Source organism: Bradyrhizobium sp. JR3.5 (genome assembly GCF_054057015.1).
The window spans coordinates 1,389,202-1,412,244 of record NZ_JBSRYV010000001.1; the positions used below are offsets into that span (position 1 = coordinate 1,389,202).

21 protein-coding genes and 3 pseudogenes are annotated in these 23,043 nt (G+C 65.5%); 18 read left to right on the forward strand and 6 right to left on the reverse strand.

Features of this window, described 5'->3' with window-relative positions:
* The first annotated feature begins 51 nt into the window (after positions 1–51).
* Positions 52–363 (forward strand): twin-arginine translocation signal domain-containing protein, encoded by a 312-nt coding sequence (locus ACVWW1_RS06915; protein WP_456655299.1) that lies wholly within the window; start codon positions 52–54, stop codon positions 361–363.
* 69 nt (positions 364–432) lie between these two features.
* Here ACVWW1_RS06915 and ACVWW1_RS06920 read toward each other — a convergent pair whose 3' ends face one another.
* Together ACVWW1_RS06920 and ACVWW1_RS06925 are read right to left on the reverse strand one after the other, a co-directional pair.
* Complete coding sequence (locus ACVWW1_RS06920; RefSeq protein ID WP_456655300.1) at positions 433–702, reverse strand: GCG_CRPN prefix-to-repeats domain-containing protein; 270 nt, start codon at positions 700–702, stop codon at positions 433–435.
* 311 nt (positions 703–1,013) lie between these two features.
* Positions 1,014–1,709, reverse strand: a complete 696-nt coding sequence (locus ACVWW1_RS06925) for an ArsR/SmtB family transcription factor (RefSeq protein ID WP_456655301.1) — start codon at positions 1,707–1,709, stop codon at positions 1,014–1,016.
* Positions 1,710–1,802: 93 nt separating this feature from the next.
* On the opposite strand from ACVWW1_RS06925, the gene ACVWW1_RS06930 reads away from it, so the two are divergent.
* The 3 genes from ACVWW1_RS06930 to ACVWW1_RS06940 are packed head-to-tail and all read left to right on the forward strand — an operon-like array spanning position 1,803 to position 3,369.
* A complete protein-coding gene (locus ACVWW1_RS06930; protein ID WP_456655302.1) occupies positions 1,803–2,111 on the forward strand; it encodes an NIPSNAP family protein in 309 nt (102 codons plus the stop codon).
* A gap of 32 nt (positions 2,112–2,143) precedes the next feature.
* The gene (locus ACVWW1_RS06935; RefSeq protein ID WP_176530680.1) at positions 2,144–2,494 is read left to right on the forward strand and encodes an antibiotic biosynthesis monooxygenase family protein; all 351 of its coding nucleotides are present in this window, start codon (positions 2,144–2,146) and stop codon (positions 2,492–2,494) included.
* A 56-nt stretch (positions 2,495–2,550) separates the two neighbouring features.
* Positions 2,551–3,369: an isocitrate lyase/PEP mutase family protein gene (locus tag ACVWW1_RS06940; protein WP_456655303.1), complete on the forward strand. Its 819-nt coding sequence runs from the start codon at positions 2,551–2,553 to the stop codon at positions 3,367–3,369.
* Between the two features lie 68 nt (positions 3,370–3,437).
* On the opposite strand, the gene ACVWW1_RS06945 is transcribed toward ACVWW1_RS06940, so the two are convergent.
* The gene (locus tag ACVWW1_RS06945; protein ID WP_456655304.1) at positions 3,438–3,851 is read right to left on the reverse strand and encodes a hypothetical protein; all 414 of its coding nucleotides are present in this window, start codon (positions 3,849–3,851) and stop codon (positions 3,438–3,440) included.
* A 158-nt stretch (positions 3,852–4,009) separates the two neighbouring features.
* On the opposite strand from ACVWW1_RS06945, the gene ACVWW1_RS06950 reads away from it, so the two are divergent.
* Positions 4,010–4,651 carry a trimeric intracellular cation channel family protein gene (locus ACVWW1_RS06950; protein ID WP_456655305.1) on the forward strand — a complete coding sequence of 214 codons (642 nt, stop codon included), beginning with the start codon at positions 4,010–4,012 and terminating at the stop codon, positions 4,649–4,651.
* A gap of 4 nt (positions 4,652–4,655) precedes the next feature.
* Here the strand turns inward: ACVWW1_RS06950 and ACVWW1_RS06955 are convergent, their stop codons facing one another.
* A complete protein-coding gene (locus ACVWW1_RS06955) occupies positions 4,656–5,882 on the reverse strand; it encodes a cytochrome c (protein WP_456655306.1) in 1,227 nt (408 codons plus the stop codon).
* A gap of 234 nt (positions 5,883–6,116) precedes the next feature.
* Between ACVWW1_RS06955 and ACVWW1_RS06960 the strand changes: the two are divergent.
* From ACVWW1_RS06960 to ACVWW1_RS07005, 10 genes and pseudogenes are all read left to right on the forward strand, one after another.
* Positions 6,117–9,613, forward strand: a pseudogene (locus ACVWW1_RS06960) (indolepyruvate ferredoxin oxidoreductase family protein).
* Positions 9,614–9,892: 279 nt separating this feature from the next.
* Positions 9,893–11,050 carry a thiolase domain-containing protein gene (locus ACVWW1_RS06965; protein WP_456655307.1) on the forward strand — a complete coding sequence of 386 codons (1,158 nt, stop codon included), beginning with the start codon at positions 9,893–9,895 and terminating at the stop codon, positions 11,048–11,050.
* Positions 11,050–11,439: a Zn-ribbon domain-containing OB-fold protein gene (locus ACVWW1_RS06970; protein ID WP_456655308.1), complete on the forward strand. Its 390-nt coding sequence runs from the start codon at positions 11,050–11,052 to the stop codon at positions 11,437–11,439. Before ACVWW1_RS06965 ends, ACVWW1_RS06970 begins: the two co-directional genes overlap by 1 nt.
* A gap of 253 nt (positions 11,440–11,692) precedes the next feature.
* The gene (locus tag ACVWW1_RS06975; protein ID WP_456655309.1) at positions 11,693–12,553 is read left to right on the forward strand and encodes a MaoC/PaaZ C-terminal domain-containing protein; all 861 of its coding nucleotides are present in this window, start codon (positions 11,693–11,695) and stop codon (positions 12,551–12,553) included.
* 186 nt (positions 12,554–12,739) lie between these two features.
* Positions 12,740–13,622 (forward strand): annotated as a pseudogene (locus ACVWW1_RS06980) (SDR family oxidoreductase).
* Positions 13,623–13,766: 144 nt separating this feature from the next.
* The gene (locus ACVWW1_RS06985) at positions 13,767–14,726 is read left to right on the forward strand and encodes a dihydrodipicolinate synthase family protein (protein WP_456655310.1); all 960 of its coding nucleotides are present in this window, start codon (positions 13,767–13,769) and stop codon (positions 14,724–14,726) included.
* Positions 14,726–15,523 carry an NUDIX hydrolase gene (locus ACVWW1_RS06990; RefSeq protein WP_456655311.1) on the forward strand — a complete coding sequence of 266 codons (798 nt, stop codon included), beginning with the start codon at positions 14,726–14,728 and terminating at the stop codon, positions 15,521–15,523. The genes ACVWW1_RS06985 and ACVWW1_RS06990 overlap by 1 nt, the downstream gene beginning before the upstream one ends.
* Positions 15,524–15,642: 119 nt before the next feature.
* A complete protein-coding gene (locus ACVWW1_RS06995; protein WP_456655312.1) occupies positions 15,643–16,587 on the forward strand; it encodes an alpha/beta hydrolase in 945 nt (314 codons plus the stop codon).
* A gap of 35 nt (positions 16,588–16,622) precedes the next feature.
* Positions 16,623–17,504, forward strand: coding sequence for a DMT family transporter (locus ACVWW1_RS07000; RefSeq protein WP_456656633.1), 882 nt, complete (start codon positions 16,623–16,625; stop codon positions 17,502–17,504).
* 274 nt (positions 17,505–17,778) lie between these two features.
* A pseudogene (locus ACVWW1_RS07005) lies at positions 17,779–20,461 on the forward strand (PAS domain S-box protein).
* A 163-nt stretch (positions 20,462–20,624) separates the two neighbouring features.
* Here ACVWW1_RS07005 and ACVWW1_RS07010 read toward each other — a convergent pair.
* Entirely contained in the window at positions 20,625–20,975 is a 351-nt protein-coding gene (locus tag ACVWW1_RS07010; RefSeq protein WP_092114933.1) for a GrlR family regulatory protein, read from the reverse strand.
* Positions 20,976–21,213: 238 nt separating this feature from the next.
* On the opposite strand from ACVWW1_RS07010, the gene ACVWW1_RS07015 reads away from it, so the two are divergent.
* On the forward strand, positions 21,214–21,645 hold the full coding sequence (locus ACVWW1_RS07015) for a hypothetical protein (protein WP_375789532.1): 432 nt from the start codon (positions 21,214–21,216) through the stop codon (positions 21,643–21,645).
* A 15-nt stretch (positions 21,646–21,660) separates the two neighbouring features.
* Here ACVWW1_RS07015 and ACVWW1_RS07020 read toward each other — a convergent pair whose 3' ends face one another.
* A complete protein-coding gene (locus tag ACVWW1_RS07020; protein WP_173642388.1) occupies positions 21,661–22,044 on the reverse strand; it encodes a VOC family protein in 384 nt (127 codons plus the stop codon).
* A gap of 267 nt (positions 22,045–22,311) precedes the next feature.
* Here ACVWW1_RS07020 and ACVWW1_RS07025 point away from each other — a divergent pair, with 267 nt between their 5' ends.
* Entirely contained in the window at positions 22,312–22,653 is a 342-nt protein-coding gene (locus tag ACVWW1_RS07025) for a hypothetical protein (RefSeq protein ID WP_456655313.1), read from the forward strand.
* A gap of 67 nt (positions 22,654–22,720) precedes the next feature.
* A complete protein-coding gene (locus ACVWW1_RS07030; RefSeq protein WP_456655314.1) occupies positions 22,721–22,951 on the forward strand; it encodes a hypothetical protein in 231 nt (76 codons plus the stop codon).
* Positions 22,952–23,043 lie beyond the last annotated feature (92 nt).

Below are 23,043 nucleotides of genomic sequence, written 5' to 3' on the forward strand. Positions count from 1 at the left end.
AAAAAACTGGCTGACGCAGTTGGTCCAACTCAGCAACAAAGGGAAACTCTGATGGAACGCCGGGATTTTCTGAAGATGGCCTTCGGTGTCGCCGCCGGTGTGGCGACTTTTGCAGCAACCGCCCGGGCGGCGCCGCTCGCGCCGCTTCCGCTCAAGGGGGATGCCCGCGCGCCGGCCGGCAACGATGCGGATCCGGCCGTCACCACCGGCGACGAGGTCGGTCGCCTGAAGCCCGAGGAGGTGCGCTGGCATCACGGTCATCGCGGTTGGCATCACCGGCGCTGGCATCACCGGCATTGGGGCTGGCGCCACCGCCACTGGCGCAGGCATCACTGGCGTCATCATCACTGGCGCCGCTGGTGACATCGGCACCACCTCAAAAAAGAAAAGCCCCGCGCTAGGCGGGGTTTTGTTTATCCAGGTGTGCCGCGATCAGATCGGGCGGCAGCGGCCATAGCGCCAGGCGAAACCGTACGGGCAAGCGCGAACGCGCGGCGCCACCACGACCGCGCCGGGTGCGACGACGACGGGGCGCTCAACAACGACCGGGCCGGGAGCGACGACGACGGGACCACGGTTCCTGACGCAGCCGCCATAGGGACCGTGGTGCCAGCCGGGGCCGCAACCACCGGCAGCATCAGCCGCGCTGATGCCGGCGAATGCGGTCGTCACCAAAACTGCTGCTGCAAAAAGATACTTCATTTCTTCTCCTTTTAATTCGGCCGCGCTGCGGCACCACAACAAACTTTTGATTACCGATTCGCCCGGCCGGATCATTGCAGAAGCCGTGCCCGATGTCGTCGACCATAATGTTGCGGGCTGAACGCGACATGAATGTTGCGCGTCACAGCTGCGTCAGTGCGCCGCAAGCAAGCTCAGCATTGATTTGAAACATTTCGCACGCGCGAGAGCAGTACGCGCCGTCACGAGGATACAAATTGCATCGGAGAGCGAGACAAGCAAGACAATGGGGTCGCGAATGACCGCGCCGATGCCGAATTCAACGCGCGATGTTACTCGCCCGCGCCGAACAGTGCTGCGAACCGCTTCTCGCCGTTGCGCGAGAAATTGACCACGCGGCTGCCCGGTGCGACATCGCGCGCGGCCCATTTCAATTCGGTGAAGCGGTCCATCATGGCAGCGCCGAGCGTGCCGGCGAGGTGGTGGCGCCGCTCGCTCCAGTCGAGGCAGGCCTTGCACACCGGACGGCGCGGATGCGTCAGCGCATCGGCGTCGATCTGCAACTCCTCGGCCATGAAGCGCTTGCCTTCGCCGGTGAGTTCGATCGCCTGCTTGCTCTGGCGCACCAGCTTCTGCCGCCTCATGCTGTCGAGCATCTGCACGCCGAGATCGCCGGCGAGATGGTCGTAGCAGATGCGGGCGCGGCGCAGCGCCGGATCCTTCGGCCCGGTGCGCACGCGCATATGGCCGGCGCGGGCGGCGATGCCCTGCAGGCCTTCGAGCACGTCGGCGACGTCGGGGTCAGAGAGCCGGTAGTAGCGGTGGCGGCCTTGCTTCTCGGGCTCGATCAGCCCGCCGGCCTCGAGCTTGGCGAGATGCGAGCTCGCAGTCTGCGGCGTGATGCCGGCCTCCTGCGCCAGCTCGCTCGCGGTCAGCGCGCGGCCGGTCATCAGCGCGGTCAGCATGTTGCAGCGTGCGGGGTCGCCGACCAGAGCCGCGATCCGGGAGATGTCGGGTCCTGCTTTCATAGTTCGATGATAGCCGAAGCATCGAGGTCGGGCAAGGCGGTAGTGTCGATCATGCCCGTCGCTCGCAATGACGAAAACACCAGGAGGCCATCAATGACCGTCACCGTCTTCATCCGCTACCAGCTCGATCCGTTCAAGCGCGCGATGTTCGAGGAGTATTCGCGGAACTGGCTTTCGATCATCCCGCGCTGCGGCGGCGATCTGCTCGGCTACTGGATGCCGCACGAGGGCACCAACAACATCGCCTTCGCGCTGATCTCGTTCGAAAGCCTCGCCGCCTACGAGGCCTACCGCGCGCGGCTGCGCCAGGACGGCGAGGGCGTGGCGAACTTCAACTTCGCGGAACAAGGCCGCTTCATCCTCGCCGAGGAACGAACATTTCTGCGCAAGGTCGAGCTATAGTCGTTCCATAACGACAACGCGCGGAGGCGCCCATGATTGCCGTGATCTTTGAAGTCTGGCCGAAGGCTGAGCACCGGGAGCTCTATTTTGACCTAGCCGCCGAGCTGAAGCCGATCCTGCAGGAGATCGACGGCTTCATCTCGGTCGAGCGGTTCGAGAGCCTGACCGAGAAGGGCAAGTTCGTGTCGCTGTCATTCTTCCGCGACGAGGCTGCGGTAGAAGCCTGGCGCAACACGGTCGAGCACCGCCGCACCCAGGCCAAGGGCCGCGCGCGGATCTTCGAGAATTATCGGCTGCGGGTCGCGAGCGTGATGCGTGACTACGGCCTGAACGAACGCGATCAGGCGCCGAAGGACAGCCGCGCAGTGCACGAGCCGCACTAGCACCGCGGAGTGTGCGTGCCTATCTCTGCGCGGCCAATGACTCTAGGGAGCGACCAATGCCACTGCCAACTGCTGACAAACGAGCCGCCTTCAAGAAGCTGCACGACAGCGGGTGCTTCATCATTCCGAACCCGTTCGATGTCGGCAGCGCCCGCGCCTTGCAGCATCTCGGCTTCAAGGCGCTCGCCTCGACCAGCGCCGGCTTTGCCTGGACCATCGCGAAGGCCGACAACCGCGTCACCGTCGATGACGTCTGCGACCACCTCACCGCGGTGTGCGCGGCGGTCGATATTCCCGTCAACGCCGATTTCGAGGGCGGCTTCGCGGTCGAGCCGGACAAGGTTGCGGTCAATGTCGCGCGCGGCGTCAAGACCGGTGTTGCCGGCCTCTCGATCGAGGACTCCACGGGAGACGCGGCCAATCCGCTGTTCGAGCACAAGCTCGCGGTCGAGCGCATCAGGGCGGCGCGCAAAGCCATCGATGCCGACCACAGCGGCGTGCTGCTCACCGGCCGCTGCGAGGCGTTCCTGTGGGGCAAGAAGGACCTCAATCTGGTGATCGAGCGGCTGCAGGCCTATTCGGAAGCCGGGGCGGATGTGTTGTATTCGCCGGGCATCTCGACCAAAGAAGAGATATCCGCGGTCGTGAAGGCGGTGGCGCCGAAGCCGGTCAATCTCTTGATCGGCGGCGCGTCCGACCTGACGCTGCAGGCTGTCGGCGACCTCGGCGTGCGCCGGATCAGCGTCGGCGGCGCGCTGGCGCGGATGGCCTGGGCCGGCGTCATGAAGGTGGCCAAGGAAATGGCCGAGAAGGGCACCTTCACCGAATTCGCCAACGGCTATCCCGGCGGCGAGCTCAACAAGATGTTCAAGTAGACTTCGCGCGCAAAAAAGCGGCGGGCCGCTTGGGCCCGCCGCTTGCGCCTGGTCAGTGTCGCCACGCGTTACTTCGCATTCTCCGCTGGCGGGGCCGCCGACTTGTTCATGTCAGACGGCGGGTTTGCCGGGCCGGCCGGCGCCGCGCCCGTGGTCACGCCGGGCTGGCTGTTCGGCTTCGGCGTCACGTCACGCATGCCCGGAGGCGGCGCGGCCGGGTTGACCGGCTGCGTCTGCGCGGTCTGCGTCGACGGCGTCGTGCCGGCCTCGTGCACCGATGTGTTGTTCAACCCGTAGAACAGCGCGCCGAGCACCACGGCCACCGCAACTGCGAACATCGCGATCTTGGTGCTGCTGGCCGGTCCCTCCTGGAGTTCCGGATCCGGCTGCAGCTCGTTGTCCAGGCTGTTCAAGCGCGCCTGACGGCGGATTTCGTCATCGGTCAGGTTGGCGCGATACGGATCGTCAGGGTTGTAAGCCATTTCAAAGTTCCTCCGTTAGCCCCCCAAGGCTAAGCGCGTAGGCTAAACGCTGGAGACAATGGTTGGCGCGTGCGGATGTTCCGCGCCAATGTTGCAACCTGTTCATGCTGGAACCGTCGATCCCCAGGGTTCCGAACCTGTTTCATGAGGCTTTTTCAATGTGGACCATGCCGCCCACCGATTCGGTGTTGCACGTGCTCTCGTTCATTGCCGTTGCGGCGCAATCGATGACGGCGGCGCTGGCGGCCGGCAGACGCAGCATGGATTGGGCCGGCGTCTGCATGTTAGGGGCGATCACCGCGCTCGGCGGCGGCACCATCCGCGACGTGCTGCTCGGCCATTATCCGCTGCTCTGGGTCGCACAACCGATCTACCTTGCGATCGCGGCGGCGGGCGCCTTCGCCACCATCCTGCTGGCGCGGCTGGTGGTCAGGCTCAATCTTGCCTTCCTCGTGCTCGATGCGATCGGGCTCGTGGTGTTCACCATGGCCGGCTGCGACGTGGCCTGGCAGGTCGACGCCTCGCTGCCGATCGTGATCGTCTCCGGCATGATCACCGGCTGCGCCGGCGGCGTGCTGCGCGACATCCTCTGCAACGAGGTGCCGCTGCTGTTTCGCAGCGAGCTCTACGCCAGCGTCTCCGTGGTGACCGGGCTGTTCTATGCGACCGCGTTCGGACTGAACCTCAACCCACCGGTTTGGACCCTGCTGACCTTCGCCCTTGGCCTGACGTTCCGGATGCTGGCGATCCGCTATAAATGGGAGATGCCGAAATTCGTGTTTAGCGGCGAGGAGCGCTGAACGGCTATTTCGCCGTCCGCGCCTTCGCGACCTCGTCCGCGCTGACGGCCGGCGCCGCATTGCCCCAGGCATTGCGGATATAGGTCGCGACATCGGCGACCTCCTGGTCGGTGAGTTTTGGATAGGCCGGCATCGAGCCTGCATTCGGCGCGCGCGGCGTGGTGACGGTCTGCGCGCCGTCGAGGATGATGCGCAGCGTGCTCGCAGGACTAGCCGATTGCAGATTGGCGTTGCCGGGCAGCGGCGGATAGATCCGTGGGCTACCGGAGCCATCGAGCTCATGACAGGCGACGCAGGTCCCGCGATAGATGCGCTCGCCGTTGCTCATCTGCGTGGGCGAGGGCGGGATGACCGCAGGGTCCGGCGCGCCGGCCGGCAGGCTCTTCAGATAGACCGCGATCGCGCGCACATCGGCGTCGCTCATCTTCGAGGTCGAATTGACCACCACCTCGGACATCAATGGGCCGGCATGGCTGTGCCCGTTGCGGCCGCTCTGCAGATATTCGGCGATGTCGCCTGCGCTCCATGATTTCAGCCCGCTGCGTTCTGCGCCGTCGAGTCTGGGCGCGAACATGCCCTGCACCATGTTGCCGCCGAACGCCCGGTCGCGTTTGTCGGCGCCGAAGGCATTCTTCGGCGTATGGCAGGCGCCGCAATGGGCGAGGGCCTCGACGAGGTAGCGGCCGCGATTCCATTCCGCGGTCCTGCTCTGGTCCGGCTGGATGATGCCCGGCGTGAAGAACAGCGCATTCCAGGCCCGCATCAGCACGCGGTAGCAATACGGCCAGCGCAACCGCGGTGGCGGCGCCCTGTTGCTGACCGGCGCCAGCGTCGCGAGATAGGCGCGGATCGCCAGGATGTCGTCGCGGATCAGTCTTGTGAAAGAGGGGTAGGGGAAGGCCGGATAATAATGCTTCCCGTTCGGCGAGACGCCGGTGCGCAGCGCGCGGACGAAATCGTCGTCGCTCCAGCCGCCGATGCCGGTATCGCGATCGGGCGTCAGGTTTGGCGAAAACACTGTGCCGAATGGCGTGTCGATCCGCTTGCCCCCGGCGAAGGGCTTTGCCGGGTCGGCCGTGTGGCAGCTCGCGCAGTCGCCGGCGATCGTGAGCGCCTGACCGCGGGCGACGACGTCGTCGGTTGGTGCGGCGGTGCATTCGTGAGCCGCGAACGCACCGCACAACAGCACACCGGCCAGAATCGCCCTCGTCGTTCGACGTCGTCGCCGCATCCATTCACCTTCCGGTCCACACGACGCGTCACGCCGTTTCGCCGCGGGCCCGTCCTGCGACAGAAACCGAAACGGCCCTGCAATATTCCCGGCACGAAATTGCGATTTTCGAGCGACGGGCTTGGTCGCCCAGAATTGTGCTGCGCCGGCCGGAAAATCCGACATAGACTGGTTCTAACAAGTTCGGATGACTAGCTAAAAAGCAGGCGTCGCGACCAGCGCAAAGAGGGCTAAATGGGAATCAACCAAGGGCCTATATCAGCCTCGACCAGAAATACACCCAAGGCACCGGCCACGTCTTCATGACCGGCATCCAGGCGCTGGTGCGCCTGCCCATGGCGCAGATCAGACGCGACCGCGCCGCAGGCCTCAACACGGCAGGCTTCATCTCCGGCTATCGCGGTTCCCCCCTCGGCGGGTACGACCAGCAGCTGTTCGCCGCCCGCAAGCATCTCGAGCAGTACAACATCAAATTCCAGCCCGGCGTGAACGAGGACCTCGCGGCCACCGCGATCTGGGGCTCGCAGCAGCTCGCCCTGTCACCCGGCGCCAAATATGATGGCGCGGTCGGCATCTGGTACGGCAAGGGCCCCGGCGTCGACCGCTGCGGCGACGTCTTCCGCCACGGCAATGCGGCGGGCTCCGCCAAGCATGGCGGCGTGCTCTGCCTTGCCGGTGACGACCATGGCGCAAAGTCCTCCACCGTCCCGCATCAGTCCGACCACGCCTTCATCTCCGCGCTGATGCCCTACCTCTACCCCTCCAGCATCCATGAAATGATCGAGATGGGCCTGCTGGGCATCGCGATGTCGCGCTACTCCGGCTGCTGGGTCGGCATGAAGGTGATCACCGAGACGGTCGAGACCACGGCCGAGATCGACCTCACCGACGAGATGACGCCCTTCATCATTCCGGCCGATTTCGAGCTGCCGCCGGGCGGCCTCAACATCCGCTGGCCCGACGACCGGTTCGAGCAGGATCGCCGGCTGCAGGACTACAAGGGCTTTGCCGCGATCGCCTTTGCCCGCGCCAACAAGGTCAACCGCGTCACGATGGATTCGCCGAACGCGCGCTACGGCATCATGGCCTCCGGCAAGAGCTACGAGGACATCCGCCAGGCGTTGCGCGAGCTCGGCATTACGCCCGAGATCGCCGCCAAGATCGGCATCCGCCTCTACAAGATCGGCATGCCCTGGCCGCTGGAGCCGGAAGGCGTACGCAATTTCGCCGTCGGCCTCGAGGAGATCTTCATCGTCGAGGAGCGCCGCGAGATCGTCGAGAACCAGGTCAAGCAGGAGCTGTTCAACTGGCGTGACGACGTGCGCCCGCGCATCGTCGGCAAGATGGACGATCACGACAAGCGCTTCCTGACCTTCGCCGCCGAGCTCAGCGTGGCCTCGCTTGCAAGCTCGCTCACCGAACGGCTGCTTCGACTCAATCTCAATCCTGAAATCGCCGAGATGCTGCGCGCCAAGGCCGACTGGTTCAACGGCCGCCAGTCGTCGCAGATGCAGGCGACCGCACCCGTCAGCCGCACGCCGTATTTCTGCTCGGGCTGCCCGCACAACACCTCGACCAAAGTGCCTGAAGGCAGCCGCGCGCTCGGTGGCATCGGCTGCCACTTCATGGCGCTGTGGATGAACCGCTCGACCGAGACCTTCACCCATATGGGCGGCGAGGGCGTACCGTGGGTCGGCATCGCGCCGTTCACCAACGAGAACCACATCTTCGCCAATCTCGGCGACGGGACTTATTTCCACTCCGGCATTCTGGCGATCCGCCAGTCGATCGCCTCCAAGGCCAACATCACCTACAAGATCCTCTACAACGACGCCGTCGCCATGACCGGCGGCCAGCACCACGACGGCGATCTGTCGCCGCAGAAGATCACCTTCCAGCTCCACGCCGAAGGCATCCGCGAGATCTACCTGGTCTCGGAAAATCCGGGTTCTTATCCGGCTGATACCATCGCGCCGGGCGTCAAGCTGTTCCATCGGGATGAGCTCGAGAACGTCCAGAAGATGTGCCGCGACACCAAGGGCACCTCGGCGATCGTGTTCGTGCAGACCTGCGCCGCGGAAAAGCGCCGTCGCCGCAAGCGCGGCCTGATGGAGGATCCGGCGCGCCGCGTGCTGATCAATCCGGCCGTCTGCGAAGGCTGCGGCGACTGCTCGGTGCAGTCGAACTGCATCTCGGTCGAGCCGCTGGAGACGGAATTGGGGCGCAAGCGCACCATCAACCAGTCGACCTGCAACAAGGATTATTCCTGTGTGAAGGGCTTTTGCCCGTCCTTCGTCACGGTCGATGGCGGCACCCTCAAGCGTCGCGCGCCGACCGAGCTTGGCGATATCGGCGCCTTGCCGGAGCCGGCCTCGAAGCCCGCGCTCGACCGGCCCTACAACATCGCGGTCGGCGGCGTCGGCGGCACCGGCGTGCTCACGATCGGCGCGCTGCTCGGCATGGCCGCGCACATCGAGGGTAAGGCCTCGATGATCCTCGACATGTCCGGGCTCGCGCAGAAGGGCGGTGCGGTGCTCAGCCATGTCCGGCTCTCCGAGCACACGGCAGATGTGACCTGTTCGCGCATCGTGACCGGCACGGCCGATCTCGTCCTTGCCGCCGACGAGGTCGTGGCGGTGTCGAAGGAGACCATCACGCTGTGCGAAGCGAGCCGCACCGTCGGCATCATCAACAGCCACATCATCCCGACCGCGGATTTCATCCTCAACCGCGACTTCAATTTCCAGAGCCGCAAGGTCAACAGCGTGCTGGAGACCGAGCTGCGCAAGGACTCCGCCTTCTTCGACTTCACCAAGCCGGCCGAAACGCTGCTCGGCGACTCCATCGCCACCAACATCATGATGATGGGCTTTGCCTATCAGCGCGGGCTGCTGCCGCTGTCGGCGGAATCGATCCTGCAGGCGATCGAGGTCAACGGGGTCTCGATCAAGATGAACACGCAGGCGTTCCAGCTCGGGCGCCTGGCCGCGGCCGATCCGGCGCGGCTCGCCGCGATGATGAAGGGGCAGGACGACGACGTCGCACCGGTCAAGTCGCTGGATGCGATGTCGCTCGACGACATCATCACCCACCGCATGGCGCTTCTGACCGGCTATCAGAACGCGCGTTTGGCAAAACGCTACCGCAAGCTGGTCGACCAGGTCCGCGACATCGCCGTCAAGGGCGGCTATGACGAGGCGCTGCCGCGCGCGGTGGCGATCAACTACGCCAAGCTGCTCGCCTACAAGGACGAGTATGAGGTGGCGCGGCTGTTCACCGACGGCCGCTTCGAGAAGCAGCTGCGCGACCAGTTCGAGGGCGACTTCAAGTTCAACTTCAATCTCGCCCCGCCGATCCTCGGCGGCGGGCTCGATGCGCAGGGCCGGCCGAAGAAGCGGGCGTTCGGTTCGTGGATGATGTCGGTGTTCAAGGTGATGGCGCGATTCCGCTTCCTGCGCGGCACGCCGCTCGATATCTTTGGCTACAACGCCGACCGCAAGCTCGAGCGCGATCTGATCGCGGGCTACGAGAAGGATGTCGCGACGGTGCTGACCCTGCTGTCGCCGCTCAATCACGACATCGCGGTCGAATTGCTGTCGCTGCCCGACCGCATCCGCGGCTACGGCCCGGTGAAGGACAAGGCGATCAAGGAGGCAAAGGTTCGCTACGCGCAACTCGCCGCCGATCTCGCCAACCCGCCGCCCGCGCCGCGGCAGATGGCGGCGGAGTAGGTGCCACATATTCAGTGTCGTCCCGGGCAAGCGAAGCGCGACCCGGGACCCATAACGACCGCATTTCATTGTTGCGCGATGCTGGGGCCACTGCCTTATCTCGCAGCGCAGCCTAGTGGTTATGGGTAGGTCCCCGCCTTCGCCGGGACGACACCTGTTTTGCGGCGTGCATATTGTGCGCTTGTCGCAGTCTCGCCTGACGGAATATTTCCGCGCTTGCCAAGGTCGCGCCGTCGGTTCAGAAAAACGCTGGAGCGAGAAACGCCAGCGGAGAGCGATTTGACCATCAAGGGCAAGGCCTACATTGCCGGGATCTACGAGCATCCCACCCGGCATGCACCCGATAAATCAACAGCACAGCTCCACGCCGAGGTCGCCAAGGGTGCGATCGAGGATGCCGGGCTCACCAAGGACGACATCGACGGCTATTTCTGCGCCGGCGATGCGCCGGGGGGGCTGTGGCCGATGGTCGATTATCTCGGCCTCGACACCAAGAAGCTGCGTCACGTCGACTCCACCGAGACCGGTGGCTGTTCCTATCTGATCCATCTCGGTCACGCCGCCGAGGCGATCGCCGCGGGCAAATGCTCGGTCGCGCTGGTCACGCTCGCAGGCAAGCCGCGCACCGGCCCGATGCCGCCGCGCGCCTCCGGCGCCGAGGCGGACTTCGAATTGGCTTACGGGGCTACCACGCACAATGCCTATGGCATGTGTGCCATGCGCCATATGCACGACTACGGCACCACCTCCGAGCAGCTCGCCTGGATCAAGGTCGCGGCCTCGCATCACGCGCAATACAATCCGCACGCGATGCTGAAGGAGGTCGTCACCGTCGAGGACGTGCTGAACTCGCCGATGATCTCCGATCCGCTGCATCGAATGGACTGCTGCGTCGTCACCGACGGCGGCGGCGCGATGATCGTCACCACGCCGGAGATTGCGAGGAGCCTGAAGAAGCCGCTGGTGCGCCTGATCGGCCATGGCGAAGCGATGAAGGGCCCGCGCGGCGGCAAGGATCTCGATCTCACCTATTCCGCTGGCGTGTGGTCCGGCCCGCGTGCTTTCGAAGAAGCGGGCGTCACGCCGAAGGACATCAAATACGCCTCGATCTATGACAGCTTCACCATCACGGTGCTGATGCAGCTCGAGGACCTCGGCTTCTGCAAGAAGGGCGAGGGCGGCAAGTTCGTCGCCGACGGCAATTTGATCTCGGGCGTCGGCAAGCTGCCGTTCAACACCGACGGCGGCGGCCTGTGCAGCAATCATCCCGTCAATCGCGGCGGCATGACGAAGATCCTCGAGGCGGTGCGCCAGTTGCGCGGCGAGGCGCATCCGAAGGTGCAGGTGAAGAACTGCGACCTCGCGATCGCCCACGGCACCGGCGGTCTGCTCGGCGTTCGCCACGCTGCCTCAACCTGCATTCTGGAGCGTGCGTGATGTCTGAAGCCAAGAAGTACAATGCCCCGGTGACCAATCCGGAGACCGCGTCGTTCTGGGAAGCGGCGAAGGCGGGCAAGTTCATGATCAAGCGCTGCATCACGTGCGGCGAAGCGCATTACTTCCCGCGCGCGATCTGCCCGTTCTGCTTCTCCGACAAGACGGTGTGGGAAGAGTCGAGCGGCGAGGCCACGGTCTACACCTACAGCCTGATGCGGAAATCGCCGACCGGTCCGTATGCGATCGCCTATGTGACGCTGAAGGAAGGTCCGTCGCTGCAGACCAACATCGTCGATTGCGATCTGGAAAAGGTGAAGATCGGCCAGAAGGTCAAGGTGGTGTGGAAGCCGACCGACGGCGCGCCGCTGCCGTTCTTCACGCCGGCCTAAGAAGTACCTTCCCCCCCTTGCGGGGGAAGGTGCGTAGGCGGCCTTCGGCCGCCGTACTAATTAACGCCGATGCCTTGCATCGGCTATGGAAGCTGCCGGAAGAGGGGTGTCTCTCCGCGAGAGACGTGTTTGTGGAGATAACCCCCCTCCCAAACGAGTTTGCGTTTGATGCCGGTGCAGCCCTCTCCCGCAAGGGGAGAGGAGGGCGCTTCAATAGGCACCGTCGACAAAAGAGTTCGGGGAGAAAACAACAATGCCAATCGTGTACGAACAGCTGATGGCCCTGAAGAATCTCGGCCAGAAATACGGCTACAGCGATCGCGACGTGATGCTCTATGCCTATGGCATCGGCCTCGGCGCCGATCCGATGGACGAGAACGAGCTCGCCTTTGTCAATGAGGGCGTGCTGACGCCGCGCCCACTCAAGGTGGTGCCGACGTTCGCGTCGGTCGCGGCTTGGGGCGCCGGCCCCGGCGAGATGAATCTGAACCGCGTGATGGTGGTCGACGGCGAGCGCGACATCACCTTCCACAAGCCGTTCGCGACGGCGGCCCACATCACGGCCGACTCGACGGTGCTCGACGTGTTCGACAAGGGCAAGGACAAGGGCGCGGTGATCCGCCACCAGACCGTGCTGAAGGACGAGAAGGGCGACAAGCTCGCCACGCTGGTCGCCTCGCGCTTCGCCCGCGGCGATGGCGGCTTCGGCGGACCTTCCGACGGCCAGCCCGAGCCGCACAAGGTGCCGGAGCGCGCGCCCGACAAGGTGGTCGATATCACGACGCGGCCCGACCAGGCGCTGATCTACCGGCTCTGCGGCGACCGCAACCCGCTGCACTCCGATCCCGCGTTCGCCAAGAAGGCCGGCTTCCCGCGGCCGATCCTGCACGGCATGTGCACCTACGGCATCACCTGCCGCGGCGTGCTGCAGACCTATGCCGACTACGATCCGACCGCCTTCAAGCAGCACGTGGCGCGGTTCTCCTCGCCGGTGTTTCCCGGCGAGACCGTGACGATGGAGCTGTGGAAGGACGGCAACGTGGTGTCGTTCGAAGCCAAGGTGAAGTCGCGCGGCGTCACCGTGATCAAGAGCGGCAAGACGGTGCTGGCGTAGCTACACGTCGAGGCCGTCGGCTCCCTCGCCCCGCTCTTGCGGGGAGAGGGTGGGGTGAGGGGCTTTCTCCGCGAACTGTGACAGCGGGAGAGACCTGTACCCCCTCACCCGGATCGCGAGGGCGATCCGACCTCTCCCCGCAAGCGGAGAGAGGTGAAGAAGAAAGAACAAAACGGAGAAACGACCATGGGATTACTCGACGGCAAGGTGGCGCTGATCACGGGCGCCGGCGGCGGACTTGGTGAAGCCTACGCAAAGCTGTTTGCGCGCGAGGGCGCGGCGGTGGTGGTCAACGACCTCGGCGGCCCGCGCGACGGCTCCGGCTCCGACAAGTCGATGGCCGACAAGGTGGTCGATGCGATCAAGGCCGAGGGCGGCCGCGCAGTCGCCAACGGCGCCGACATCTCGACCTTGGCCGGCGGCCAGTCGGTGTTCGACGACGCCATCAAGCATTTCGGCCGCGCCGACATCCTGGTCAACAATGCCGGCATCCTGCTCGACGAGACCTTCCACAAGGCCAAGGAAGCCAACTGGGACAGGGTGATGAAGGTGCATCTGAAGGGCACCTTCTGCTGCACCCAGCCGGTGTTTCAAATGGATGCGCGACAATGGCGGCGGCGTCATCGTCAACACGTCCTCGACCTCGGGCCTGATCGGCAATTTCGGCCAGACCAATTATGGCGCGGCCAAGGGCGGCATCTGGGGCCTCTCCAACGTGCTGGCGATCGAGGGCCGCAAGTACAACATCCGGATATGGACGCTGGCGCCGGGGGCCTTGACCCGCATGACCGCGGACCTGCCCCGCTACAAGGAGAATCCGGGTGCGGCGCTCGGCCCGGACGGCATCGCGCCGGCGGTGCTCTACATGGTGAGCGATCTCTCGGGCGACCAGACCGGCAAGGTGCTCGGCGTCTCGGGCCCGCGCGGCGTCCGCGAGATGCGGATGATGGAAATGGAGGGCTGGACGCCGCCGTTCACGGGATGGAAGTCGGAGGACATCGTCACCCACGCCAAGGAGATCTTCTTCTCCGAGGAGGAGATCAAGAAGTCGGCGCGGCGGTTCAAGTAAAGACAAACGGATGCCATTCCGGTGCGATGCGCGGCATCGGGCCGGAATGGATGACCCGCGGCCAAGGGTAGGGAGGGGCTTCCCTATGCGCAATGGCGCGGTGGGAAATGACGCTGTATAGAGGCGGAAACAGATGAGGCACCCATGACCAAACTCACCGCCCAGGCCGCAGGAACCTTTGCGATCGCGCCGACCCCGTTCCACGACGACGGCCGCATCGACGAGGCATCGATCGACCGGCTGACCGATTTCTACACCGACGTCGGCTGCGACGGCGTCACCGTGTTGGGCATTTTGGGCGAGGCACCGAAGCTCGATGCCGCGGAGGCAGAGCAGGTCGCGCTGCGCTTCGTCAAGCGCGCCAAGAAGCTTCAGGTGATCGTCGGCGTCTCGGCGCCGGGCTTTGCCACGATGCGCTCGCTGGCGAAGAAGTCGATGGATGCCGGCGCCGCCGGCGTCATGATCGCGCCGCCGCCGCATCTGCGCACCGACGACCAGATAACAGGCTATTTCAAGCAGGCGCAGGAGGCGATCGGCGACGATATTCCTTGGGTGCTGCAGGACTATCCGCTGACGCTCACCGTGGTGTTCACGCCTGCGGTGATCCGCAAGATCGTGATGGATTCGCCGTCCTGCGTGATGCTCAAGCACGAGGACTGGCCGGGCCTCGAGAAGATCTCGGCCTTGCGCAACTTCCAGAAGGACGGCTCGCTGCGGCCGCTGTCGATCCTGGTCGGCAATGGCGGCCTGTTCCTCGATTTCGAGATGGAGCGCGGCGCCGACGGCGCGATGACGGGCTATGCCTTTCCCGAGCTCCTGATCGACGTCGTCAATTTGTCGAAGGCCGGCAAGCGCGATGCCGCGCATGATCTGTTCGACGCGCATCTGCCGCTGATCCGCTACGAACAGCAGCCTGGCGTTGGCCTGACCGTGCGCAAATACGTGCTGCAGAAGCGCGGCATCATCTCCTCCAGCGCCCAGCGCAAGCCCGGTGCTGTCATCACGCCACAGGCGAGGGCGGAGGTCGATTATCTGCTCTCCCGCGTGGCGCGCGTCGACCGTCGTGCCAATCTGCAACCGCAATCCAGTGCAGCAGGCCAGTAATGACCGAGATTGTTGCCCCGCGCCTTGCGTCGACCGTGCTGCTGCTGCGTGACGGAACGTCGTCCGAAATTGAAGTCTTCATGATGGTCCGCCATCACCAGATCGAGTTCAACTCGGGTGCGCTGGTGTTTCCGGGCGGCAGCGTCGACAAGAACGACAAGGAGATCGCCGCCGATCCCGCGCTCTATTCGGGCGGGGAAGGGCTCGACGGCGACGCGCTCGGTTTCCGCATCGCCGCGATCCGCGAAACCTTCGAGGAGAGCGGCATCCTGCTGGCGCGGCCGCGGGGGTCGAAGGATCTGGTCGACGCCAGGCGCGCGAACGACATCGCGACCGCGCATCGTGCGGCGTTGAACGAAGGCAAGATCACCTTCCTCAAGGTGCTCACGGACAACGGCATGGTGCTCGCGCTCGACGAGCTCGTGCCGTATGCGCACTGGATCACGCCGGAAGGCATGCCGAAGCGCTTCGACACCTGGTTCTTCCTCGCCGCCGCGCCGCCCGAGCAGCTCGGCGCCCATGACGGCAAGGAGTCGACCGACTCGATCTGGGTATCGACGCGCGAGGCGCTGGAAGGCGGCGAGAGCGGCCGCTTCAAGCTGCCGTTCCCGACCACGCGCAACCTGATCCGGCTTGGCAAGCAGCCGAGCGTCGGTGCCGCGCTCGCCGACAGCAAGGGCAAGTCGATCGTCACGGTGATGCCCGTGATGACCAAGACCGCCACCGGCCGCCAGCTCCGCATCCCCAAGGAAGCTGACTACGACGGCGAGGTGTTCGACGTCGGCGCGATGGGCTGAACTCTCGCGGATCCGGGCCACGATACTTCGGCGGGCATCGAAATATAGTCGCCAGAAGCTCGCTATAACCACGTCAATCACCGCGCTGGGCGAACGGCCCGGCGCAAAGGAACCCCGACGTGGCAACATCTCTCGAAGCGGCAATATCTCTCGAAGCCCACCTGACGCTGCCCGGCAGCGATCACACGCTGCTGCTGCGGCACTGGCCGGGCGCGGGCGATCCGGTGCTGTACGTTCACGGCGCGACGTTTCCCTCAGCGCTGTCGGTCGGCTATCGCTTTGGCGGGCGTTCCTGGGCGGACGATCTCAACGCTCGTGGTTTCGACGTCTGGGGTTTCGATTTCACAGGCTTCGGCGGCTCGAGCAGGGCGCGGCAAATGTCGATGCCCGCGAGCGGGGTCGCGCCGCTCGGCCGTGCGCCGGAAGCCGCCAATCAGGTCGGTGCGGTGGTCGATCACATCCGCAAGGTGCGCGCCGGTGTGCCGGTTCATATCGTCGCGCATTCATGGGGCACGATGGCGGCCGGCCGTTTTGCGGCCGATCGTCCGGATGCCGTCGGCCGCCTCGTGCTGTTCGGGCCGATCGTCCGGCGCGAGCTGGAGGGGCTGCCACGCCCCGAGAGCATCGGTGCATGGCGCGAGGTCTCCATCGCGGATCAATTGAAACGATTTGTCGAGGACGTCCCGCCGTCGCATCCGCCGGTGCTGATCGAGCCTGACCTCGCCGAGTGGGGGCCGGCCTATCTGGCGAGCGATGCCGGCGCGGCCGGACGCAATCCGCCGGCGGTCCGGATTCCAAACGGGCCGCAGGCCGACATCATCGCCGCGATGTCGGGACGGCTGCCCTACGACCCGCGCCGCGTCCAGGCGCCGACGCTGATCGTCCGCGGTGAATGGGACAACCTTTGCCAGGATGCCGACGCCGCCTGGCTGACACATGCGCTGGGCGCGTCGCAGAAGGCCGATGTCGTCGTGCCGAGCGCTACGCATTTGATGCATCTTGAACACGGGCGGGAAGGCCTGTTTGCGGCAACCACCGCTTGGCTCGCAGGGGGCGCGTCGTGAGCGGCCCCGCGACCGGCGACGCGCGCCAGCCCCCTATGGGCTTCGAGCTGGCGCTGCTGCTCGCGCTCGCCACCCTCTGGGGCGGCTCCTACATCTTCATCAAGCTCGGCGTCGCGACCATTCCGCCGATCACGCTGATCGCGGCGCGCACTGCAATCGCGGGGCTCTTGCTGCTCGTCATCATGCGGATGCGCGGCGTGACGATGCCGATGGACGGCGCGACCTCGCGCCGCTTCATCTTCCAGGCCTGGCTCAACAGCGTGATCCCGTGGACGCTGATCGCCTGGGGCGAACGCTTCGTCGATGCCGGCCTCGCCACCATCCTCAATTCGGCCTCGCCGATCTTCACCTTCCTGTTCACGGCCGCGATCACCCGTCATGAGGCCGCGAGCCCGCGCAAGCTGTTCGGGGTGATTGCCGGCATGGCCGGCATCTGCCTGATCGTCGGCGTCGATGCGTTCCGCGATCTCGGGGAGGGCATCGTGGCCGAGGTCGCGATCGTCGTCGCCACCATCTGCTACGCCTGCGCCGCGATCTTCAGCCGCGGCTTCAAGGGGCTCGACCCGATGGCGCCGGCCGCGGGCTCCCTGATTGCGGGCGCCGCGGTGCTGATTCCGCTCAGCCTTGCCGTCGAACGGCCCTGGACGCTGACGCCATCGACCAGTTCGCTGCTCGCCTTGCTGGCGCTTGCGGTGTTCTCGACCGCGATCGCCTTCGTGATCTACTTCCGCCTGATCCAGACTCTGGGTTCGGTCGGCACCACCGCGCAGGCCTATCTGCGGGTGCCGATCGGAGTTGCGCTCAGCGTCGCCTTTCTGGACGAACGGCTGAGCCCGACGGCGTGGATCGGGCTCGCCTGCGTCGTGATCGGCGTCGCCGCGATGACGATTCCGGCACGAAGGACCACCACGGCCTGAGGTCATCGCCGCGATGACGATCCCGGCGCGGAGGAACGCCGCGGCTAATGTCCTGTCTCCCGAAACCGGCTGCCGGCTGGATGTCCCCGGATGCGTCAAGGAGGCCGGCATCCCGTCGGACGAGGCCTGACGTCCACCCTGTGCCGGAATCGGCCACCGACGGCCCCCCGGGTGACACGGGTCACACCGCCGGCCGGCGAGGGGCTTCAGCATGTTTCCCCAAAGCCCGTAATTTCCCGTATATTGGGGCGCATTGGACCCCGGCCTTGATGACATGACCGCTGAATTGCCGCCGAATTCGCAAGCGCCGCGTGCGTTCTCCCTCTCCATTGGCCAGCTCACGTTCGGCAGCTTCCTGCTGGTGTTGGCTGTGATCATCATCACGTCCACGGCCAGCGTGATCGCGATCCGGCACATCGATACGACCTTCGCCGAGCTGCAACGGCTGCAAAGCGTCGGCGACATCGCCGAGGACATCGATCGTCGCACCAACGAGCTGCGGCTGGCGGCGCGGGACTTCGTCACCGAGCCCGGAAACCAGTCGGCCCAGGTCGCAGAGGCGGCCCAGTCGCTGAGCGAGATCCTGAAGAAGACCCGGATCGAGCTGGCGCCCGAGCAGCAGGACATGATCGACGGCGTCACCCAGCGGCTGGCGACCTATCGCAGCGGGATCGAGCGCATCTCGGCGTTGCTCAGCCGCCGTGCCGAGATCGTCGCCGGGCTGCCGCCGCTGCGCGATGCGTTCGACAAGGCGGTCGCCGCGAGCGATGATGCGGCGCTGGCCAACACGCTGTCGCAGGCGCAGAGCCGCATCGCCACCGCGCTGTTGGCGCACAACACGTCGGCCGCCGAGCAGGCCGCGCAAAGCATGCGGGCGATGACCATCGCCGAACCCGCCCTGCGCGGCGCGGTCGACAATTATGCCGAGGCGATCAGCGCGATTTCAGTCCGCGAGGGCCAGATCGCCGACATCGACCGCGAGGTACTCGGCGCCGAAGGCCGCCTGATCCAGAAGGTCACCGAGCTACTGCGCGAGCTTAGCTCCCGCCGCGGCCATGTGCTGTCGCGCGATTTCGCGCGCACGCTGGCGGAGGCAAAATGGCAGAGCATCGTGCTCGGCACGGCGGGGGTGCTGATCGGCCTGTTCGCTTCGGTGCTGGTGGTTCGCCGCACCGTTCGCCCGCTCGCCCGGATCGCCGGATCGATCCGCAAGGTCGCGGGCGGCGAGAAGAGCGCGTTCATTCCGGGCGCCGATCTCGACAACGAGATCGGCGACATTGCGCGCGCCGCCGAAGTGTTCCGCCAGACCTTGGTCGATGCCGACAGCGCGCGCGAGGCTGCACTGCGCGCGCTTGCCGAGCAACGGCTCGCCGAGGAGAGCTACCACAAGCTATTCGAGGCATCGGTCGACGGCATCTACGTCACGACGCCGGGCGGCGCGCTGCTCAACGCCAATCCGGCGCTGGCGCGGATGATGGGCTATGCCACGCCGCAGGACCTGATCAACGGCATCGGCGACATCGCCTCTACCGTCTATGTCGATCCGGCGGCACGGGAGCAGTACCAGCAGCTGATGCGGCGCGACGGCACGGTGCGCGACTACGAGTATCAGGTGCGCTCGCGCGACGGTACCGTGCTGTGGCTGTCCGATTCCGCGACCGTCGTACGCAACGACGAGGGCGAGGTGGTCCGCTACGAGGGCACGGTGCGCGACATCACCGACCAGAAGCGCGCAGAGGACGCCATCGCCGAAGGCCGCCGGCTGTTGCAGATGGTCATCGACACGGTGCCCGCCGTCATCAACGTCAAGGAACGCAACCTGCGCTACGTGCTGATGAACCGCTACATGGCGGGTATCTTCGGCATCGAGCCGCAGGACGCGATCGGCCAGACCACCGCCGAGCTGATGTCGCGCTACGGCGCAGCCAAGACCGACGAGAACGACAAGCGCGTCCTGTCGGCGCGCCGCGAGCTTGGTTTCTATGAGGAAGAGTACAAGGACGCAGCCGGCAACATGCGGCAATGGCTCGTCAACAAGCTGCCGATCCTCGATGCCCAGGGCGACATCGAGAACATCGTCACGGTCGCGCTCGACATCGGCGAGCGCAAGCGCTCCGAACAGGAGATGCGCAAGGGCGAGGGATTCCGCGGAGGCGGCGCTGCGCAATCTGCGGGAAACCCAGAATTCGCTGATCGAGGCCGAGAAGCTCGCCGCGCTCGGCCGCCTGGTCGCCGGCGTCGCCCATGAGGTCAACAATCCCGTCGGCATCAGCCTCACGGTGGCCTCGGCGCTGGAGCGCAAGACCGCGAACTTCGCGACCCAGGTCGAGCGCGGCGACCTGCGCCGCTCGAGCCTCAACGACTTCCTGAACACGGCGCGGGATGCCTCCTCGCAGCTGGTCGCCAATCTGAACCGCGCCGCCGAGCTGATCCAGTCGTTCAAGCAGGTCGCCGCCGACCGCAATTATTCGGACCAGCGGACCTTCGATCTCGGCGATCTCACCGAGCAGGTGGTGATGAGCCTGCGGCCCGGCCTGCGCAAGCACAATCTGACGCTCAACGTCGATTGCGAGCCGAACCTGATCATGAATTCCTATCCCGGACCGTACGGCCAGGTGCTGACCAACCTGTTCCTCAACGCGGTCGCGCATGCGTTCCCGGACGGCAAGGCCGGCGAGGTCGAGATCCAGGTGCACGCCTCCGGCAACGACTATGTCGAGGTGATCTTCGCCGACAATGGCTGCGGCATGAGCCTCGACGTGCGCCGCCGCGCCTTCGATCCGTTCTTCACGACGCGGCGCGACCAGGGCGGCACCGGGCTCGGGCTGCACATCGTCTACAGCATCGTCACCAATCGCCTCGGCGGCCGGCTCTCGCTCGATTCCGCGCCGGGCAACGGCACCCGCATCCAGATGATCCTGCCGCGCATCGCACCGCTGGAGCAGGCGGCGGAGTAGGTGAGCGATGAGTCGGTGGCGCCAGCTTTAGCTCCGTCATCCTTGAGGTGCGAGCCTCTTCAGCGAGCCTCGAAGGATCGACGGCCACCGACCGGGCCGTGCATCCTTCGAGGCTCGCTACGCTCGCACTTTAGGATGACGGGTCAGATGCCGGTGCGATGACCTAATTGATATCCGCGAGCTTGTGCAGCGTGGCGCCGAAGATCAGGCTCGCCTTGCCGACCAGCGCGGTCCCACTCATGGTGCCGCGGGTGTCGGTGAAGGTGCCGGAGACGCCGATGCCCACCGGCGCGGGCCCGCCGAACAATGGGTTGTCGGTCTCGCGCGGCGTGGTGTGGCGCTGCACGAGGACCTCGCCCTTGAACGCGTCGCCCTTCACCGTGTAGCTGCCGGTGTAATAGAGATAGGCATCGCCGCCGAGAATTTGCCCGTCGCGGAAAAGAATCACTCCGCTGCCCTTGCCGACGCGTCCGTCCAGCAGGGTGACGTGGATTGAGTACAGCCCGTTCTTCATAACGTCCCATGTACCGGCTGTCGCGCCCGCAGCAATCCGGATTGGTTTTTTATGCCAAAGCGAGCAACCTCGTGCAATGCGGCAGGTTGATTCCGGGGGTATCCGGGCTGACCGTGAACCCTCGGTTCCTGCCAGGCGGTGTGACGGCGCGATGACAGCGGACCGTGCGCGCGAATCGAACTGGCCCGCGAAATGCATAGCTCTGGTTGCACTGGCCGGTGAGTGCTGGAGCGAACACATGTCAGACTGGATTGAATCGGGCGGCCGTTTGGCGCGCCCTCGCAATGCCAATGGAACTTGGGCCCGTCGTGCGGGCCGTGTGATGGTGTCTCTCGGGCTGATGATGCTGGTGTTGGCGGCGGCCGTACAAATCGCGCGGGCGCGCGATCCCGACGGCCGCTACGCCAATTCGCCGCTCAAGGAATGGTTCGACGGTCTGCGCAGCGGCAAGGGACCGTGCTGCTCGGATGCCGACGGCAGCGCGGTCAGCGATGTCGATTGGGAGTCGAAGGACGGGCACTACCGCGTGCGCCTCGATGGGGCCTGGGTCGACGTCCCCGACGAGGCTGTGGTCACCGAGCCCAATCGGGTCGGCCGCGCGATGGTCTGGCCGATCAAGAGCTACATGGGCGTGACGATCCGCTGCTTCATGCCCGGCAGCATGACGTAGCGGATCGGTCTTCGCTCACGCGTATTTCTGGTCGCGCTCGAGCAGTTCGATCGAGATGCCCTGCGGGCCGCGGATGAAGCAGATCCGCACGCCGGGGCGGATCGTGGTCGGCTCCTTGGTGAACTCGACACCCTTGGCCTTGATCTCGGCCGCGACCGCGTCGATGTCCTTCACGGTCAGGCCGAAATGATCGAGCCCCTGATACGGCGTCACCGGCGGGGCGTTGACGCCGTCGCCTTGCGTCACCTCCGCGATGAACACCTTGGCGCCGCCGAGCTGGACGTCGATGCGGCCGGGGCCGCGGATGATCTCGCCGCCGAGAATGTCGCGCAGCCAGGTCGCGGTGGCCTCGGGATCGGGACTGCGCAGATGGACGTGGTCCCAGGTGACGACAGGCATTGCGATCTCCTTGTTGTTCTCGCGCGCGCTTGGGGCGCGGCACTCGCTCTCGGGCGGCGCAAATCTAGCGATCGGTCCGTTGGGATACCATGCCTCCGTGATGCCAGCCGCAAGATTGTCGTCCCGGAATGAAACCATTCCGGCGGTCGGTGATTGATCTTGCGTGGCCGCTCGACCTGCGGCCGTCCCGGATGCCGCACGCTGCGATGCCTGCGGCTTCTGTGCTGGGTGACGGCTTGATCGGGCGTCGAGGGTGAGGGCACGACGATGCGGATCGGCTTGGCGTCGTTTCGAAGATTTGGCGCCGGACGTCTCGGTGAGGGCGGCCTTTACGCCAGCCTGCTGCTGTCGGTGATCGCGGTCGCCGGAATTGCGGCGTGGTTCATGCTCCCCGAGCCGAGCGATGCTGGAGACCAGGATGTCTGGCGGGTGTCTTCCGCCGTCATCCGCACCGTGCAGGATGCATCGACCGGGGTGCAGCCCGGCCAAATCACAAATCAAGCTGGAAAGGACACGCCAGCCGCACCGGCAGCTGAGCCGGCCACAGTCGGCGTGGCCACCGCCGCGCAGCCGGCCGAAGCGGCCAAAGCGTCCCGAGCCGGGTACTGAAAGATCGCCGCTGGACAGGCTGCGGATCGCCTCGCAATCCTGGCGGCGCGGCGGGCTGGGCTCGAAGGTGCTGGTCACCCTGACGCTGCGCAATGCCAATGATTTCGCGGTGAAGGATATCGAGATCGCCTGCGCCTTCATCCGCGGCGACGGCAGCCCCGTGACCGAACGCAAGCGGCTGATCCCGGACACCATCGCCATGAGGAGCCGCAAGACCTACCCGCCGATGCTGATCGGGTTCGTAAATGTTAACGCAAACAAGGCGAAATGCACGGTCGTGACCGCCAGCCGCGCCTAAACCCTGCATCCCGAAAAAGTGACCGGGAATTGACTTGCCGGGTGAACCGTAACGGCCAGGCAGGAACTAACTAATAAGCCGACCGTTAGAGA

Coding starts and splice junctions, on each gene's coding strand:
- ACVWW1_RS06940 (WP_456655303.1), top strand. CDS start 2,551: ATGCCACTGCCAACTGCTGACAAACGAGCCGCCTTCAAGAAGCTGCAC.
- ACVWW1_RS06955 (WP_456655306.1), bottom strand. CDS start 5,882: ATGCGGCGACGACGTCGAACGACGAGGGCGATTCTGGCCGGTGTGCTG.
- ACVWW1_RS07025 (WP_456655313.1), top strand. CDS start 22,312: ATGCGGATCGGCTTGGCGTCGTTTCGAAGATTTGGCGCCGGACGTCTC.
- ACVWW1_RS07000 (WP_456656633.1), top strand. CDS start 16,623: ATGGGCTTCGAGCTGGCGCTGCTGCTCGCGCTCGCCACCCTCTGGGGC.
- ACVWW1_RS07015 (WP_375789532.1), top strand. CDS start 21,214: ATGTCAGACTGGATTGAATCGGGCGGCCGTTTGGCGCGCCCTCGCAAT.
- ACVWW1_RS06975 (WP_456655309.1), top strand. CDS start 11,693: ATGCCAATCGTGTACGAACAGCTGATGGCCCTGAAGAATCTCGGCCAG.
- ACVWW1_RS06990 (WP_456655311.1), top strand. CDS start 14,726: ATGACCGAGATTGTTGCCCCGCGCCTTGCGTCGACCGTGCTGCTGCTG.
- ACVWW1_RS06930 (WP_456655302.1), top strand. CDS start 1,803: ATGACCGTCACCGTCTTCATCCGCTACCAGCTCGATCCGTTCAAGCGC.
- ACVWW1_RS06925 (WP_456655301.1), bottom strand. CDS start 1,709: ATGAAAGCAGGACCCGACATCTCCCGGATCGCGGCTCTGGTCGGCGAC.
- ACVWW1_RS06945 (WP_456655304.1), bottom strand. CDS start 3,851: ATGGCTTACAACCCTGACGATCCGTATCGCGCCAACCTGACCGATGAC.
- ACVWW1_RS06985 (WP_456655310.1), top strand. CDS start 13,767: ATGACCAAACTCACCGCCCAGGCCGCAGGAACCTTTGCGATCGCGCCG.
- ACVWW1_RS06915 (WP_456655299.1), top strand. CDS start 52: ATGGAACGCCGGGATTTTCTGAAGATGGCCTTCGGTGTCGCCGCCGGT.
- ACVWW1_RS06970 (WP_456655308.1), top strand. CDS start 11,050: ATGTCTGAAGCCAAGAAGTACAATGCCCCGGTGACCAATCCGGAGACC.
- ACVWW1_RS06935 (WP_176530680.1), top strand. CDS start 2,144: ATGATTGCCGTGATCTTTGAAGTCTGGCCGAAGGCTGAGCACCGGGAG.
- ACVWW1_RS07020 (WP_173642388.1), bottom strand. CDS start 22,044: ATGCCTGTCGTCACCTGGGACCACGTCCATCTGCGCAGTCCCGATCCC.
- ACVWW1_RS07010 (WP_092114933.1), bottom strand. CDS start 20,975: ATGAAGAACGGGCTGTACTCAATCCACGTCACCCTGCTGGACGGACGC.
- ACVWW1_RS06920 (WP_456655300.1), bottom strand. CDS start 702: ATGAAGTATCTTTTTGCAGCAGCAGTTTTGGTGACGACCGCATTCGCC.
- ACVWW1_RS06950 (WP_456655305.1), top strand. CDS start 4,010: ATGTGGACCATGCCGCCCACCGATTCGGTGTTGCACGTGCTCTCGTTC.